17 protein-coding genes are annotated in these 15,836 nt (G+C 67.2%); 14 read left to right on the forward strand and 3 right to left on the reverse strand.

Going from position 1 to position 15,836, the window contains the following annotated elements:
• Genes pscF through pscL form a run of 7 tightly spaced genes read left to right on the forward strand, consistent with a single transcriptional unit; the run spans window position 1 to window position 3,369 of the window.
• Window positions 1–258 carry a type III secretion system needle filament protein PscF gene (gene pscF / locus JHD77_RS11670; protein WP_003087729.1) on the forward strand — a complete coding sequence of 86 codons (258 nt, stop codon included), beginning with the start codon at window positions 1–3 and terminating at the stop codon, window positions 256–258.
• 2 nt (window positions 259–260) lie between these two features.
• Window positions 261–608 carry a YscG family type III secretion system chaperone PscG gene (pscG, locus tag JHD77_RS11675; RefSeq protein WP_003100735.1) on the forward strand — a complete coding sequence of 116 codons (348 nt, stop codon included), beginning with the start codon at window positions 261–263 and terminating at the stop codon, window positions 606–608.
• Window positions 605–1,036, forward strand: coding sequence for a YopR family T3SS polymerization control protein PscH (pscH, locus tag JHD77_RS11680; RefSeq protein ID WP_003122856.1), 432 nt, complete (start codon window positions 605–607; stop codon window positions 1,034–1,036). The genes pscG and pscH overlap by 4 nt, the downstream gene beginning before the upstream one ends.
• Window positions 1,036–1,374: a SctI family type III secretion system inner rod subunit PscI gene (gene pscI / locus JHD77_RS11685; RefSeq protein WP_003120330.1), complete on the forward strand. Its 339-nt coding sequence runs from the start codon at window positions 1,036–1,038 to the stop codon at window positions 1,372–1,374. Before pscH ends, pscI begins: the two co-directional genes overlap by 1 nt.
• Window positions 1,371–2,117: a SctJ family type III secretion inner membrane ring lipoprotein Psc gene (gene pscJ / locus JHD77_RS11690; protein ID WP_004342903.1), complete on the forward strand. Its 747-nt coding sequence runs from the start codon at window positions 1,371–1,373 to the stop codon at window positions 2,115–2,117. Before pscI ends, pscJ begins: the two co-directional genes overlap by 4 nt.
• A gap of 8 nt (window positions 2,118–2,125) precedes the next feature.
• A complete protein-coding gene (pscK, locus tag JHD77_RS11695) occupies window positions 2,126–2,746 on the forward strand; it encodes a SctK family type III secretion system sorting platform protein PscK (protein ID WP_003100720.1) in 621 nt (206 codons plus the stop codon).
• Window positions 2,725–3,369: a SctL family type III secretion system stator protein PscL gene (gene pscL / locus JHD77_RS11700; protein ID WP_023088392.1), complete on the forward strand. Its 645-nt coding sequence runs from the start codon at window positions 2,725–2,727 to the stop codon at window positions 3,367–3,369. Before pscK ends, pscL begins: the two co-directional genes overlap by 22 nt.
• Window positions 3,370–3,471: 102 nt before the next feature.
• Here the strand turns inward: pscL and bglX are convergent, their stop codons facing one another.
• Together bglX and JHD77_RS11710 are read right to left on the reverse strand one after the other, a co-directional pair.
• The gene (bglX, locus tag JHD77_RS11705; protein WP_191519458.1) at window positions 3,472–5,766 is read right to left on the reverse strand and encodes a beta-glucosidase BglX; all 2,295 of its coding nucleotides are present in this window, start codon (window positions 5,764–5,766) and stop codon (window positions 3,472–3,474) included.
• Between the two features lie 170 nt (window positions 5,767–5,936).
• Window positions 5,937–7,994 (reverse strand): putative bifunctional diguanylate cyclase/phosphodiesterase, encoded by a 2,058-nt coding sequence (locus JHD77_RS11710; protein ID WP_003113558.1) that lies wholly within the window; start codon window positions 7,992–7,994, stop codon window positions 5,937–5,939.
• Between the two features lie 352 nt (window positions 7,995–8,346).
• On the opposite strand from JHD77_RS11710, the gene JHD77_RS11715 reads away from it, so the two are divergent.
• The 6 genes from JHD77_RS11715 (at window position 8,347) to JHD77_RS11740 (ending at window position 13,812) form a co-directional block, all read left to right on the forward strand.
• A complete protein-coding gene (locus JHD77_RS11715; protein ID WP_003087738.1) occupies window positions 8,347–8,688 on the forward strand; it encodes a ribonuclease E inhibitor RraB in 342 nt (113 codons plus the stop codon).
• A gap of 97 nt (window positions 8,689–8,785) precedes the next feature.
• A complete protein-coding gene (locus JHD77_RS11720) occupies window positions 8,786–9,484 on the forward strand; it encodes a type 1 glutamine amidotransferase (protein ID WP_003100718.1) in 699 nt (232 codons plus the stop codon).
• A gap of 349 nt (window positions 9,485–9,833) precedes the next feature.
• Window positions 9,834–11,246 carry a circularly permuted type 2 ATP-grasp protein gene (locus JHD77_RS11725; protein WP_003087741.1) on the forward strand — a complete coding sequence of 471 codons (1,413 nt, stop codon included), beginning with the start codon at window positions 9,834–9,836 and terminating at the stop codon, window positions 11,244–11,246.
• Window positions 11,247–11,248: 2 nt separating this feature from the next.
• On the forward strand, window positions 11,249–12,202 hold the full coding sequence (locus tag JHD77_RS11730; protein ID WP_003087742.1) for an alpha-E domain-containing protein: 954 nt from the start codon (window positions 11,249–11,251) through the stop codon (window positions 12,200–12,202).
• Complete coding sequence (locus JHD77_RS11735) at window positions 12,199–12,999, forward strand: transglutaminase family protein (protein ID WP_003100717.1); 801 nt, start codon at window positions 12,199–12,201, stop codon at window positions 12,997–12,999. The genes JHD77_RS11730 and JHD77_RS11735 overlap by 4 nt, the downstream gene beginning before the upstream one ends.
• 81 nt (window positions 13,000–13,080) lie before the next feature.
• Window positions 13,081–13,812 (forward strand): peptidase, encoded by a 732-nt coding sequence (locus JHD77_RS11740; RefSeq protein WP_003100716.1) that lies wholly within the window; start codon window positions 13,081–13,083, stop codon window positions 13,810–13,812.
• 7 nt (window positions 13,813–13,819) lie between these two features.
• Here JHD77_RS11740 and JHD77_RS11745 read toward each other — a convergent pair whose 3' ends face one another.
• Entirely contained in the window at window positions 13,820–14,641 is an 822-nt protein-coding gene (locus JHD77_RS11745) for a cytochrome c (RefSeq protein ID WP_003100707.1), read from the reverse strand.
• Window positions 14,642–14,753: 112 nt separating this feature from the next.
• On the opposite strand from JHD77_RS11745, the gene JHD77_RS11750 reads away from it, so the two are divergent.
• On the forward strand, window positions 14,754–15,641 hold the full coding sequence (locus tag JHD77_RS11750) for an AEC family transporter (RefSeq protein WP_003087746.1): 888 nt from the start codon (window positions 14,754–14,756) through the stop codon (window positions 15,639–15,641).
• Window positions 15,642–15,836: the final 195 nt, after the last annotated feature.

The raw sequence follows: 15,836 nt of genomic DNA on the forward strand, positions 1-15,836 counted from the left end.
ATGGCGCAGATATTCAACCCCAACCCGGGGAATACCCTCGATACCGTGGCCAATGCCCTGAAGGAGCAGGCCAACGCAGCGAACAAGGACGTCAACGACGCGATCAAGGCCTTGCAGGGGACCGACAATGCCGACAACCCGGCGCTGCTGGCCGAGCTGCAACACAAGATCAACAAGTGGTCGGTCATCTACAACATCAACTCGACGGTGACCCGTGCGCTGCGCGACCTGATGCAAGGCATCCTGCAGAAGATCTGAACATGGACACTTCACTGATACGCGAATTGGCGGAACTGGCGCTGGCCGGCAGCGGGCAGCACTGCCACGAAGAGGCGCTGTGCATCGCCGAGTGGCTGGAGCGCCTCGGACAGGACGAAGCGGCGCGGCTGATCCGGATTTCCAGCCTGGCCAACCAGGGGCGCTATCAGGAAGCCCTGGCCTTCGCCCATGGCAATCCCTGGCCGGCGCTGGAGCCCTGGTTCGCCTTGTGCGAGTGGCACCTGGGGCTGGGCGCCGCGCTGGACCGCAGGCTGGCCGGGCTGGGCGGCAGCAGCGATCCTGCCCTGGCCGACTTCGCCGCCGGCATGCGCGCCCAGGTGCGGACATGAGCCGCATCGACACGCCGCCGGGATTCGCCGTCTATCCGTCGGCCAGTCCAAAGGCGGCGAACCTCCCGGCTGTCGATCAGGTGCTGGCTTTCGAGCAGGCCCTCGGCGGCGAGCCGCCGGCGGCCGGACGCCGCCTGGCCGGGTTGGAGAACGGCGCTCTCAGCGAGCGCCTGCTGCAGCGCTTTGCCCAGCCGCTGCAAGGGTTGGAGGCGGACCGCCTGGAGCTGAAGGCGATGCTCCGTGCGGAACTGCCGCTGGGGCGCCAGCAGCAAACCTTTCTCCTCCAGTTGCTCGGTGCAGTCGAGCATGCGCCGGGCGGCGAATACCTGGCGCAACTGGCGCGTCGCGAATTGCAGGTGCTGATCCCGCTCAACGGCATGCTCGACAACCTCGTGCGCAACAGCCACAAACTCGACCTGGAGTCATGATGGATATCTCTCGGATGGGCGCCCAGGCGCAGATCACCAGTCTCGAAGAACTCTCCGGCGGCCCGGCCGGCGCGGCCCACGTCGCCGAGTTCGAACGGGCGATGGGCGGTGCCGGCAGCCTGGGCGGCGACCTGCTCAGCGAACTGGGGCAGATCAGGGAGCGTTTCAGCCAGGCCAAGCAGGAGTTGCAGGTGGAGCTGTCGACGCCCGGCGACGATCCCAACAGCCTGATGCAGATGCAGTGGTCGCTGATGCGCATCACCATGCAGGAAGAGCTGATCGCCAAGACCGTCGGGCGCATGAGCCAGAACGTCGAAACCCTGATGAAGACCCAATGAGGCGAACGGTGAAAGATCTGTCGCGCATGGCGCTCCTGGCGCTGGTCCTGGCGTTGGGCGGGTGCAAGGTCGAACTCTATACCGGGATCAGCCAGAAGGAAGGTAACGAGATGCTGGCGCTGTTGCGTTCGGAGGGCGTTTCCGCGGACAAGCAGGCGGACAAGGATGGCACCGTGCGCCTGCTGGTGGAGGAATCGGATATCGCCGAGGCGGTGGAGGTGCTCAAGCGCAAGGGCTATCCGCGGGAGAACTTCTCCACGCTGAAGGATGTGTTTCCCAAGGACGGGCTGATTTCCTCGCCCATCGAAGAGCGCGCGCGGCTCAACTACGCCAAGGCCCAGGAGATTTCCCATACCCTTTCCGAGATCGATGGCGTGCTGGTGGCTCGGGTCCATGTGGTGCTGCCAGAGGAGCGCGACGGACTGGGCAGGAAGTCCTCGCCGGCATCGGCCTCGGTGTTCATCAAGCACGCCGCCGACGTGCAACTGGATGCCTACGTGCCGCAGATCAAGCAACTGGTGAACAACGGCATCGAAGGACTCAGCTACGACCGCATCAGCGTGGTGCTGGTGCCGTCGGCCGGGGTCCGCCAGGTCCCGCTGGCGCCACGCTTCGAGAGTGTCTTCTCGATCCAGGTGGCGGAGCACTCGCGCGGACGCCTGCTCGGTCTGTTCGGCCTGCTGCTGGCGTTGCTGCTGGCGAGCAACCTGGCGCAGTTCTTCTGGCACCGGCAACGGGGCTGAGCGGCGCGATGCCATTGACGGCCTACCAGTTGCGCTTCTGCCCGGCCCGCTACATTCACGAGTCGCACCTGCCCGCGGTATTGCTGCGGTTGCTGCCGGCGCTGCCGGACTGGAGGCGACAGAGCGTTCTCAACGCCTGGCTGCTGGAGCAACTGGAATTGGACTGCGCGTTCCGCATGCCCGCGCAACTGGGCGGGCTGGCCCTTTACCCGCAGGCGGCGCTGGAACGGACCCTGGGCTGGCTCGGCGCGCTGCTGCACGGCCAGGCCTTGCGGCAGGTGCTGGACGGTGCGCGGGTTCGGCGCATCCGCGCGCAGATCGGCGAACAGGGCCAGCGTTTCTGCCTGGAACAGCTCGACCTGCTCATCGGTCGCTGGCCGCCCGGCTGGCAGCGGGCCTTGCCGGAAAACCCGGAAGAAGGCTATTTCCGGCGCTGCGGCCTGGCTTTCTGGCTGGCCGCCTGTAGCGATGCCGACTGCGGTTTCTCGCGGCGCCTGCGCCTGCGCCTGGAGGCCATGCCGGCCCCGGCGGACTGGACCTTCGACGAACAACGGCGATCCCTGGCGCGGACCCTGTGCCTGAAGGTCGCCCGACAAGCGAGCGATGAATGCTTCCATTTGTTGAACTAGACGCCAGTCGCGTACGGCTGGCCCCCGGGCAGGCCCTGTTGCGCGCCCGCGACTACCAGGACTACCTCAGCGCCAACCGCCTGGTGGAAGCGGCACGCGAGCGTGCCGCCGAAATCGAGCGCGAGGCCCACGAGGTTTACCAGGAGCAGAAGCGCCTGGGCTGGGAGGCCGGACTGGAGGAGGCGCGTCTGCGCCAGGCCGGGCTGATCCAGGAAACGCTACTGCGCTGCAATCGCTACTACCGGCAGGTCGATCGCCAGCTTGGCGAGGTGGTGCTGCAGGCGGTGCGCAAGGTGTTGCGCCACTACGACGCTGTCGAGCTGACCCTGGCGGCCACGCGCGAGGCACTGGCATTGGTGAGCAACCAGAAGCAGGTGATCCTGCACGTCCAGCCGGAACAACTGGCCGCGGTGCGCGAGCAGGTCGCCCGGGTGCTCAAGGATTTCCCCGAGGTGGGCTACCTGGAAGTGGTCGGCGATGCCCGGTTGGACCAGGGCGGTTGCATCCTGGAAACCGAGATCGGGATCATCGACGCTTCGCTCGACAGCCAGTTGGCGGCGTTGCAGGCCGCATTGACGGAGGGCGTGGCGCGGAGCGGCGAGGAGGAAGGGGACGCCGGTTGAGGGAACCAGGCGCCGCCCCCGGCCCGGGCGTTGGCTCCGGGCCGAGGGCTGAGGCGCTGCCGTTCGCCCGCGGCGGCGACGCTGGCGGTGCGGTCGGCGCCTTCAGAGCAGGGTGAAGCTGCGGCTTTCGGTTTGCGCCGAATCCAGGCCGACGAAGACCTTGAACTCGCCCGGCTCGGCCGTGTGCCTGAGCTGGCTGTCGTAGAACTTCAGGTCTGCCTCGCCGAGGCGGAAGACGATCTCCCGCGATTCGCCGGGCTCCAGCATCACCTTGCGGAACCCGCGCAGTTCCTTCACCGGACGGCTGAGGCTGGCGACCGGGTCCTGCAGATAAAGCTGGACCACCGTGGCGCCGGCGCGCTTGCCGCTGTTGCTGAGCGTGACCCGCGCTTCCAGGGTGTCGCCACGGGCCAGCCGTTCGCTGGACAGGCGCAGGGGCGAGAGACTGAACTCGGTGTAGCTGAGGCCGTAGCCGAACGGGTAGAGCGGGCCGTTGGCTTCGTCGAAATAGCGCGAGGTGTATTTGCCGGGGTTGTCGTGGTCCATCGGCCGGCCGGTGTTCAGGTGGTTGTAGTAGACCGGTACCTGGCCCACCGAGCGCGGGAAGGACATGGTCAGCTTGCCACTGGGGTTGTGCTCGCCGAACAGCACGTCGGCGATGGCATTGCCGCCTTCGGTGCCACTGAACCAGGTTTCCAGGATCGCGTCGGCGTTTTCCTGCTCCCAGCCCAGCGACAGCGGTCGGCCGTTCATCAGCACCAGCACCAGCGGCTTGCCGGTGGCCTTCAGTGCCTTCAGCAGCCGCCGCTGGCTGGCCGGGATGCGCAGGTCGGTGCGACTGGAGGCCTCGTGGGCCATGCCCTGCGATTCGCCGACCACGGCGACCACCAGGTCGGCGTCGCGCGCGGTGCGCAAGGCCTCCTCGAGCATCGCCTCGGCGGAGCGCGGATCGACCTCGACTTCCGGGTTGTAGCTGTTCAGGTAGTCGAGGATCGCCTGGTCGCCACTGACGTTGGCACCCTTGGCGTAGAGCAGGGTGGCACGCTCGCCGACGGCATTGGCCAGGCCCTGGTAGACGGTTACCGCCTGGCGTGGCACGCCGGCTGCCGACCAACTGCCGATGACGTCGCGCTGGCTCTTGGCCAGCGGGCCGATCACCGCGATCCGCCCCTGCTTCTTCAGCGGCAGCAGGCCGTCGCGGTTCTTCAGCAGGACCAGTCCTTCGCGAGCCACCTCGCGGGCGGCCTGGCGGTGCAGGCGGCTCTCGGCGTTGGTGTCGAACGGCGGGTCGTCCGGCTTGCCCAGGCGCCGGTAGGGATCGGCGAACAGGCCGAGGTCGTACTTCGCCGCCAGCACGTCGCGGCAGGCGCGATCGATGTCGGCCTGGTCGATCTCGCCGTCCGCCAGTAGCTTCGGCAGCCAGGTCGAGTAGAGATCGTCGTTCATGTTCATGTCGACACCGGCCTGGATCGCCAGGCGCGTGGCGTCCCGCTCGTTGCCGGCGAGGCCGTGCTTGATCAGTTCCTTCACCGCGCCATGGTCGCTGATGGTCAGCCCCTTGAAGCCCCACTGCTGGCGCAACAGGTCGGTCAGCAGCCAGCGGTTGGCGGTGGCGGGCACGCCGTTGATGGTGTTCAGCGAGACCATCACCGCGCCGGCGCCGGCGTCCACCGCGGCCTTGTAGGGCGGCAGGTAGTCCTGGAACATGCGCGGCAGGCTCATGTCCACGGTGTTGTAGTCGCGGCCGCCTTCGGCCGCGCCGTACAGGGCGAAGTGCTTGACCGCCGCCATGATGCTGTCCGGGGCGGCCAGGTTGGAGCCCTGGTAGGCACGGACCATCACGCCGGACAGCAGCGAGGTCAGGTAGGTATCTTCGCCGAAGCCTTCCGAGACCCGCCCCCAGCGCGCGTCGCGGGTGATGTCGACCATCGGCGAGAAGCTCATGTCGAGCCCGTCGGCGCTGGCTTCGAGGGCGGAGATCCGCGCGCTGCGGGCGACCACCTCGGGGTCCCAGCTGGCGGCGAGGCCGAGGCTGATGGGGAAGATGGTGCGGTGGCCGTGGGCCACATCGTAGGCATGGAACAGCGGGATCTTCAGGCGGCTATGGCGGACCTGATCCTGCATGGCGCGAATGTCCGGGCGGGTCACGGTATTGAAGATGGCGCCGACCTTGCCGGCGCGGATGTCCGCCATCAGCGCTTCCTTGGGATGGTCGGCGCCGACGCTGACCAGGCGTAGCTGGCCGATCTTTTCCGCGTTGCTCATGCGAGCCATCAGGCTGGCGATGAAACGCTCCTTGTCGGTAGCCGGTGGATTGCCGGATTCGCCCTGGCCAGCCGCCAGTGCCGGGCTCCCGCTCAGCCCGATGAGAAGCCCCAGTACACACAGCCTGTTCATGCATGTTTTCTCGTTATTGGATAGACGCTCGTCGTGGCGGCGTGACATGTCGCGGCATGCCGCCCGGCGGGCGCGACATAAGGTGTTCGCAGCGCGGGCGGAAGTCAACGAGACGGCGATGGGCGAATCTGCCGGTTCTGACAGGTCCCGTGGCGCGCCGCTGGCGGCGCTCAGGCGACGCTGGCGAGCAACTGCTCGGCCGGCATCGGCCTGCCGAGCAGGAAGCCTTGCAGCGAATTGCAGCCGAGGCGGGTCAGGAACTCCTGCTGGGCCTCGGTTTCCACGCCCTCGGCGACGATCTTCAGGTTCAGCGTGCGGCCGAGGGCGACGATCGCCGAGACGATCGCGGCGTCGTCGCTGTCGTGGGCCAGCTCGTTGATGAAGCCACGGTCGATCTTCAGTTCGCTCGCCGGCAGGCGCTTGAGATAGAGCAGGCTGGAGTAGCCGGTGCCGAAGTCGTCGATGGAGATGCCGACGCCCATCGCCGACAACTGCTCGAGGATCACCAGGCTGGCATCGGCATCGCGCATGGCGGTCGATTCGGTCACCTCGAGGATCAGGTGGCTGGGCTCCAGGCTGTGGCGCAGGAGTGCGTTGCGCACCGAGTCGACCAGGCCGGCATGGGCGAACTGCAGGGCCGAAAGGTTCACCGCGATGTTCCAGTCCGCATGTCCGCCGTCCAGCCAGAGGCGCATCTGCCGACAGGCTTCGTCGAGCACCCACTCGCCGATCTGCACGATCAGGCCGGTCTTTTCCGCCAGCGGCAGGAACTGGCCGGGGGTGATCAGCCCGTGTTGCGGATGCTCCCAGCGCAGCAGCGCTTCCACGCCGATCATCGGTCCGTTCGGCGCCAGTACCTTGGGCTGGTAGTGCAAGACCAGTTGCCGGCGCTCCAGGGCCTGGCGCAGGTCATGCAGTAGTTGCAACTGTTCCTGGGCGTTGGCGTTCATCGAACTCTCGAAGAAGCAATAGCCGTTCCGTCCCTGGTCCTTGGCGTGATACATCGCCGCGTCGGCATTGATCATCAGCTCGTGGCGGGTCTGCCCGTCGCCGGGGTAGAGCGCGATGCCGATGCTCGCCGAGATCCGCACCTCATGGCGGGATATCTGGTACGGCTGGCTGATCCGCTTCACCAGCTTCTCGGCCAGGGTCGCGGCGTCGGCGGGCTCTCGGGCCTCGATCAGCAGGACGAACTCGTCGCCGCCGAGGCGGGCGATGGTGTCCTGGGCGCGGACGTTGGCGCGGATACGCTCGGCGACTTCGATCAGCAACAGGTCGCCGAGGTGATGGCCGTAGGCATCGTTGACCGCCTTGAAGCCGTCCAGGTCCATGAACAGCACGGCGAACCGGCGATCGTCGCGGATCGCCTGCTGGATCGCCTGCTCCAGGCGGTCGTCGAGGAGCATGCGGTTGGGCAGCTTGGTCAGGTTGTCGTGCAGGGCCAACTGGATCAGCTCGCGGTTGGCTCGTGCGAGGGAGGTGGCGAGCACCGAGGTACGTGCCTCGAGGCGCGAGTCCAGCACCGAGACGATCAGGGCGATGGCGATCACCGCCAGGGTGATCACGATGACCAGCACCGCCAGCCAGCCGTTGTCGATGCCTCGGCCGGCGGCGCCGCAGAAGCTGCCCAGGGGGAACTGCGCGGCGGCCATCCCGGTGTAGTGCATGCCGACGATGGCGCAGCCCATCACCAGGGCGGCGCCGGCGCGGACCAGGACGATGCGCCGGCTGCCATGGCGCAGGCGGAAGGCGATCCACAGCGCGGCGCCGGAGGCGATCACCGCGATCAGGATGGAGAGGCCGAGCCACAGCGGGTCGTAGACGATCCCCGGCATCATCAGCAGGGCGGCCATCCCGGTGTAGTGCATGGCGGCGATGCCGCTGCCCATCAGCAGGGCGCCCAGCGCCAGGCGTTGCCAGGGGAGTTCCGCCTGGCACACCAGCCAGAGGGCGAAGGCCGAACTGCCGACGGCCAGCAGCAGCGACAGCAGGGTCAGGCCCAGGTCGTAGCCGAGCGGGATCGGCAGGCTGAAGGCGAGCATGCCGACGAAATGCATCGACCAGATGCCGAAGCCCATGGCGAAAGCGCCGCCGATCAGCCAGGAGAGCGCCTCGCGGCCTTTCGCCAGGGTCACCCGGCCGGCCATGTCGAGAGCGGTGTAGGACGCCAGGATGGCCACAATCAGGGAAAAGGCGACAAGAACCTGGTTGTAGCTGCTGATAAGCATGAAAGCGTCCGAACGGGATAGCGGGAGAGAAGTGGTTGATATCAACCTGATATTATTGCACGAGTCGCTTTCGCCAATGCCATCGGGCAGGACCAACGGTCGCCGGCGCAGGCGGAATCTTGCTCAACGGCCGGGCCTTTTGTACAGCGCTTTGTCTGCCGCCGGTCGCCGCCCGCCGGGGCAGGCGGCGGAAAGCTCGGCAGCGCTGGCAGGTTGACGCTACCCTGAAAGAAGCCATGGTCGTCCGATCTTCCTCTGGCTTGATCAAAAAACTCTCATGATCGCCGACGATGGCTTCAGCTGAATGGGGAATCGGTGAACTTTCTGAATGTCTCGACAGGAGGTGCGTCTCATGGAAAAGCCCTTCTCGGATGATGTCAGCGTGAATGTCCTGCGTCGCATGAAAGAAGGCGGCTTCGACTTCGCGCGCATCCATCCCATCGACTTCTTCGCCATCTTTCCCAGTGAGCGGGAGGCTCGCCAGGCAGCGGGCCAGTTTCGCGGCGAATCCCTCAGGGCCCAGGTCGTCGCTCGCGACGATGGCTCCTGGAACCTGCAGGTCAGCAAGGTGATGTATGCCACCCATGCCGCCATCGGTGCCTTCGAACACGACCTGGAGGAAGTCGTGGTGCCGCTGGGTGGCGTGCTGGACGGGTGGGGCGTGACCCAGGAGGTCACTTCGCTGCGTCCGTGACGGCGGCGGGACCCCGGCCGCGATCCCGGGCCGGGGCTCCTGCGTCGGGCTTTCCTTCCTCGAAGGCTTTCCTTCAGACTGGGGAAGGAGGTAAGCCATGAGCGATATTCTGATCCTGACCCATGCCGAGTTCTGTCCGCCAGGCCATCTGGGTGCCGTGCTGGCGGAGCGCGGCCTGGACTTCCGCGTGATCCGCGCCGATCTCGGCGAACTCGCCGGTCTCGACGCCGAACGCCCGCGAGCGGTGGCGATCATGGGTGGGCCGATGAGCGTCAACGACGACCTGCCCTGGTTGCGCGACGAACTGGCGCTGCTGCGTCGCTTCATCGAGCGGCGCATCCCGCTGATCGGCCATTGCCTCGGCGGCCAGTTGCTGGCCCGCGCCCTGGGCGCGACGGTGCGGCAACAGCCCTACACCGAAATGGGCTGGCAGCCCATGCAGCGGGAAAGCCGCGACAGTCCATGGCTGGCCGGGCTGCCGGAGCGCTTCTCGATCTTCCAGTGGCACGGCGATGCCTTCGACCTGCCGCAGGGCGCCGAGCGCCTGCTGTCCAGCCCCTGGTGCGAGAACCAGGGGTTTTCCTGGGGTGGTCACGTACTCGGCCTGCAAGGCCATCCGGAAATGACCGAGGAACTGGTGCGGCGCTGGATCGCCGGCTGGCCGCACCTGCTCGATCCCTCCCAGCCCAGCCAGCAATCCGCCGAGGACATGCTGGCCGGGTTGCCTGCCAGGATTGCCGGGCTGAATCGGGTGGCCGAGGGTTTCTACCGTCATTGGCTGTCGCTGATCGATTGACCTTCCCGGCCGCGGGCGCCCCCCTGGCACTACCGCCGGTCCGCTTTATCGCTCGTTCGAGCGAGGCGGCTGTCTGCATGGACGGGAGGGGAGAAGCCGTCTCCCTTCCGGGTCTGTTCTAGACTTATCGGTCCCACAGGTCGCTTCGCGATCGGCAGGTCGATGCCGGTCCGTGGCCGCGGGGCGCGCATGCCGTCGAACGGGGCGCCCTTCCTCTCCTTGTGGGCAGGATGCACCAGACTGGGGCGAACCCGCCGCGCCGACCCTGCGAATCGCCGACGAGCCGTGATCCGCGCGCTGGCACGGGCTTTGCGAGTTCCCCATCGTTCGTGACGACAAGGAGTCCGGCATGGCACGCATGTTTTACGACGAGATGCACGATGCTGGCGGCGAATGCCGCTCGCATTATCGGGAATTCGCTCGCTGGCTGGCCGACACCCCTGAAGAGCAACTGCTGCAACGCCGGCGCGAAGCCGACCTGCTGTTCCACCGCGCCGGCATCACCTTCACCCTGTACGGCGACGAGCAGGGCACCGAGCGCCTGATCCCCTTCGACACCATCCCGCGCAGCATTCCCGCGGCGGAGTGGGCGCACATCGAGGCCGGCTGCATCCAGCGCGTCCAGGCGCTGAACCTGTTCCTCGCCGACCTCTACCACGAACAGCGCATCCTCAAGGCCGGGGTGATTCCTGCCGAGCAGGTCCTGGCCAACGACCAGTACCAACTGGCGATGCAGGGACTGGACCTGCCGGGCAACGTCTACGCGCACATTGCCGGGGTCGACCTGGTCCGCGACGGCAGCGGCAACTACTACGTGCTGGAGGACAACCTGCGCACGCCCAGCGGTGTTTCCTACATGCTGGAAAACCGCAAGATGATGATGCGCCTGTTCCCCGAGCTGTTCGTCCGCCAGCGCGTGGCGCCGATCGACCACTACCCGGACCTGCTGCTCGACACCCTAAAGCGGGCCAGTGACGTCGAATCGCCGAGCGTGGTGGTATTGACGCCGGGACGTTTCAACAGCGCCTACTTCGAACACGCCTTCCTCGCCCGCGAGATGGGCGTGGAACTGGTCGAAGGCGCCGATCTGTTCGTCCGCGACGAGCGGGTCTACATGCGCACGACGGCCGGACCGCAACCGGTGGACGTGATCTACCGAAGGATCGACGACGCCTTCCTCGACCCGCTGGCGTTCAACCCGGATTCGCTGCTCGGCGTGCCCGGCCTGCTGGCCGCCTACCGGGCCGGCAACCTGGTGCTGGCCAACGCGATCGGTACCGGGGTGGCCGACGACAAGTCGATCTACCCCTACGTGCCGGACATGATCCGCTTCTACCTCGGCGAAGACCCGCTACTGCACAACGTGCCGACCTGGCAATGTCGCAAGCCGAAGGAACTGGCGCACGTCCTGGCGCACCTGCCGGAGCTGGTGGTGAAGGAGACCCAGGGTTCCGGCGGCTACGGCATGCTGGTCGGACCGGCGGCCAGCCGGGAGGAAATCGAGCTGTTCCGCGAGCGCCTGAAGGCTCGCCCGGAGGCCTATATCGCGCAACCGACGCTGTCCCTGTCGACCTGTCCGACCTTCGTCGAGAGCGGCGTCGCGCCGCGCCATATCGACCTGCGGCCGTTCGTCCTGTCGGCGCCGGATCGGGTTCGCCTGGTGCCTGGCGGGCTGACCCGGGTGGCGTTGCGCGAAGGCTCTCTGGTGGTCAACTCGTCCCAGGGCGGCGGCACCAAGGACACCTGGGTGGTGGAGGAATAAGCATGCTCAGCCGGACCGCTTCCGACCTGTACTGGATGTCGCGCTACCTGGAACGCGCGGAGAACCTCGCCCGCATGCTCGACGTCAGCTACTCGCTGTCGCTGTTGCCGCAGGACCGCAACGGCGGCGGCCTGGACGAACTGGCCATGCCGCTGCTGATCACCGGCACCCTCGACGCCTACCTGGAGCGCCACGGCGAACTGGCCGCCGAGCGCCTGCTGAGTTTCTTCGCCCTCGACCCGGACAACCCGGCGAGCATCTACAGCTGCCTGGCCGCAGCGCGCGCCAGTGCCCATGCGGTACGCGGGCGGATCACCCTGGACATGTGGGAGAACATCAACGCCACCTGGCTGGAAATGCGCGGCATCGCCGCCGAGGGCATCCTGCGCTATGGCATCAGTCGTTTCTGCGAATGGGTGAAGGACCGCTCGCACCTGTTCCGCGGCGCGACCTTCGCCACCAGCATGCGCAACGATGCGTTCCGCTTCATCCGTCTCGGAACCTTCATCGAACGCGCCGACAATACCTTGCGCCTGCTCGATGCGCGCTACCAGACCCAGGGCGAAGCGGCGCTCGCCGGGGCGGACGAGGGCACCGCGCGCGGCTACTACCAGTGGAGCGCGCTGCTGCGGGCGCTATCCGCCTTCGAGGGCTACACCGAGCTGTACCGCGCCTCGCCCAACGCGCGCAACATCGCCGAATTGCTGCTGTTGCGCGAGGACGTGCCACGTTCGCTGCTGTCCTGCATCGAGGAACTGAGCGAGATCCTTTCCGGCCTGCCCGGCGTCAACGGCCGGCCGGCGCAGCGCCTGGCCGCCGAGCTGGAGGCGCGGGTGCGCTACACCGGCATCGACGAGGTGCTGGAACAGGGCCTGCATACCTGGATCACCGACTACATCCTGCTGGTTCGCCAGTTGGCCAACGCCATTCACAGCTCCTACCTGGAGGCCGCATGAGACTCTCGATCACCCACGACACCACCTATCGCTACGAAGACCGGGTGCGCGCCAGCATCCAGTACCTGCGCCTGACCCCGCAGGACAGCGAGCGCCAGCACGTGGTCGATTGGCGCCTGGACCTGCCGCGCCCGGCGCGGCCGCTGCGCGATCCGTACGGCAACATCCTGCACGTCCTGACCCTGGACGAACCGCATGAGTCGGTCCTGATCGCCGCCCACGGCCTGGTCGAGATCGACGAGGAGCGCGAGGTGGAGCACGATCGCCAGTCGCCGTTGCCGTTCCTGCGCAGCACCCGCCTGACCGGCGCCGATGCCGAGATGCGCGCCTTCGCCGAACGCGCCATGGGCGGCCGCAAGGACCGCGGCGGCCTGCTCGACCTGATGCATGCGCTGCACGAGCATATCCTCTACCAGCCGGGGGCGACCCGCGTCGACAGCACCGCCATCGAGGCTTTCGGCGCACGCGCCGGGGTCTGCCAGGACCATGCGCATGCCTTCCTCGCCTGCGTCCGCAGCCAGGGCGTGCCGGGGCGCTACGTCTCCGGCTACCTCTACACCGAGGACGATACGCACCTGGCCAGCCATGCCTGGGCCGAGGCCTGGCTCGGCGACGGCTGGTACAGCTTCGACGTGACCAACCGGCTCGGCCGTCCGGAGCGCCATCTCAAGCTGGCCGTCGGCCTCGACTACCTGGATGCCTGCCCGGTGCGCGGCTTGCGCCGTGGCGGCGGTTGCGAGCAGATGCATGCGAGGGTGCTGGTCAGCGCGCCGCTGCTGCAGGTGCAGCAACAGTGACGATCCATTGCGCGCCTGGCGTTATCGGCGATTGCCTTTACGCTTGAGGGGCGGGGACGGACGGAATAAGGAAGATTCGAGATGACCTACTGTGTCGCGATGCACCTGGCCGATGGGTTGGTGTTCGCCTCCGATTCGCGGACCAACGCCGGGATCGACCATATCGCCACCTTCCGCAAGCTGTTCACCTTCGGCACGCCCGGCGAGCGCCTGCTGGTGGTGCAGACGGCCGGCAACCTGGCGACCTCGCAATCGGTGATCAACCTGCTGCAGCAGCGCATCCGCCGGGACGGCGCCAGCCTGCTCAACGTGCCCTCGGTCTACGACGCCACGGCGCTGATCGCCGAGACCACCCGCGAGGTGATGGCCCGCGACGGCGGCAATCTGGCCGGCAATACCGACCTGAGCTGTTCCTTCCTGGTCGGCGGGCAGATCGCCGGCGGACCGCCGGCGCTGTACAGCATCTACCCCCAGGGCAACTTCATCCAGGCCACGCCGGACACGCCTTTCCTGCAACTGGGCGAAAGCAAGTACGGCAAGCCGATCCTCGACCGCAACCTGACTTTCGACACGCCGCTGGAGCAGGCCCTGCGCTGCGCGCTGGTGTCGTTCGACTCGACCATCCGCAGCAACCTCTCGGTGGGCATGCCGCTGGACCTGCTGGTCTACCACCGCGACAGCCTGATCCTGCCGGAGGGCTACCGGGTCACCGAGGACGACGCCTATTTCAGCGCCATCCGCCGCCAGTGGAGCGCCGGCCTGCACGACTTGCTGGAGCGCCTGCCGTCGCCGCCCTCGGCGTACAACATCTGACGCCGCTTCAGCCGGCCGCGCCCGCTTTGCGGCCGGCCATGTGGCGCAGGTAGCCGATCAGCTGGCGCAACTCCTGGTCGTCGATCACCCGTTCCGGGAACGCCGGCATTTTCGCCTGTGGCCATTGCCGCAGCGCCTGCGGGTCGCGGATGTAGCGGGCGAGGAATTGCGGCTGGAAGTACTCGGTGGGGTTGTACGGCAGGTTCAGGTCCGGGCCGAACTGGGCGTCGCCGGCACCGTTGAGACGGTGGCAGGCCAGGCAGTTCTTCTGGAACACGGCGAAGCCGGCGCGCACTTCCGCGCTGGCGTCGGCGGCCGGCAGCAGAGCCGGGAAGCGTTCGGCCAGAGGGGACTGGTAGCGGATGCGGACGACCTGGAAGGGCCATTGCTCCGGACCGATGCGTTTTTCCTCGGGTTTGCTCCAGACCAGATAGAACGGCCCGGCGGACGGCTTGCCGGCGCCCAACGGCGGCCAGGGGCGCTGCGGATCCTCTATCGCCAGCCAGGCTTGCGAGCCCTGTTCGGCGAGCAGCGGGGCGGCCGGCAACTCGGCGGCGAAGCCATCGCTGGCCACGGCCTGCAAATGGTCTTCGGGATGCACGCCTTTCAACAAGGCCGCCAGTGGCACGGCGCGGTAGCGCATGTTCCGGCGGTAGGCGACGTCGGCCGGGATGTCCAGGTCGCGGGCCTGCGGATGCCTGAGCAGTTCTTCGCTGCTCCAGGTCTGCGTGCCCCCCGGCAGTTCCAGGCGGAGCTCGGCGGCCCAGGCGGCAGCCACAGGGAAGAGCAGGGCACCTAGCAACGCCAGGCGCGGGAGAGTGACAGGCATGCGGGTTCCTCGTGCATCCGCCGGTTATGACATGGAGCGAGAGATTGGCACGGAACGGGGGCCTCGCGGTAGCATGCGGGCCATTGCATAGCTGGCTAACCAAGGGGTTCCCGTGCTCGCCGAGTTGTTCGCCGTGATGGCGCCCGTGCTGTTCGGCGCCGGTGTCGGTTACGTCTGGGTCCGTCTCGGACACGCCTATCCGACCGAGTTCGTTTCGCGCATCGTGTTCAATATCGGTTCGCCATGCCTGATCCTCGCCACCCTGGCGCATACCCGGGTGGACCTGCACAGCTTCGGCCGGATGGCCCTGGCCAGCGCGCTGATCTGCGTCTGCATGGCTGCGCTGGGCTGGGCGGCGGCGCGCCTCGGGCGCCAGGAGTGGCAGGTGCTGGTGCCGGCCTACAGCTTCCCGAATGTCGGCAACATGGGCCTGCCGGTGTGCCTGTATGCGTTCGGCGAGGCGGGGATGACCCTGGCGGTGGCGTTCTACCTGATCATGTCGATCGGCAACTTCAGCCTCGGCGTGTTCTGGATGAGCGGCGAGCGCTCCTGGCGCTCGCTGCTGGGCAATCCGATCCTGCTCAGCGTGCTGCTGGCCTTGTTGTTGATGGGGCTCGACCTGCAACTGCCACGCTGGATGGCGAATACCGTCGACCTGATGGCCGGGCTGACCATTCCGCTGATGCTGATCACCCTCGGCGTGTCCCTGGCCAGCATCCGCCCGCGGCAACTGGGCAATGGCTTTTTCTATGGCGGCTTGCGTCTTCTGCTGGGGGCGCTGGTGGGCTGGTCGGTGGCGCTGGCGTTGCAATTGCCGCCGCTGGCGCAGGGGGTGCTGGTGGTGCAGTCGTCGATGCCGGTGGCGGTGTTCAACTATCTCTACGCCTTGCGCGGCAATCGTTCGCCGGATCAGGTCGCCAGCCTGGTGCTGTGTTCGACCCTGCTGTCGTTCGCCTTCATTCCGCTGCTGCTGACCTGGTGGCTGCCTGCGCTGCGCTGACCGCGAGGCGGTGCGCAGCGTGCAGGCAGCAGGTGCCCTAGCGGATCAGACTGTTAAGGTTGGGAAGGATCAGGATGACTGTGGTGGCGAAGACGATGAGGCTCGCTTGCCGCCATCTTTTTGGCTGCTCGTTCAACATGGCCTGTCTGCCTTTCTTGTTGTCGGGTGGCTGCCTGCTCCGCGCTACGGCCCGGC

The sequence above is a fragment of the Pseudomonas sp. P20 genome, from assembly GCF_016463925.1.
Taxonomy (GTDB): domain Bacteria; phylum Pseudomonadota; class Gammaproteobacteria; order Pseudomonadales; family Pseudomonadaceae; genus Pseudomonas; species Pseudomonas aeruginosa.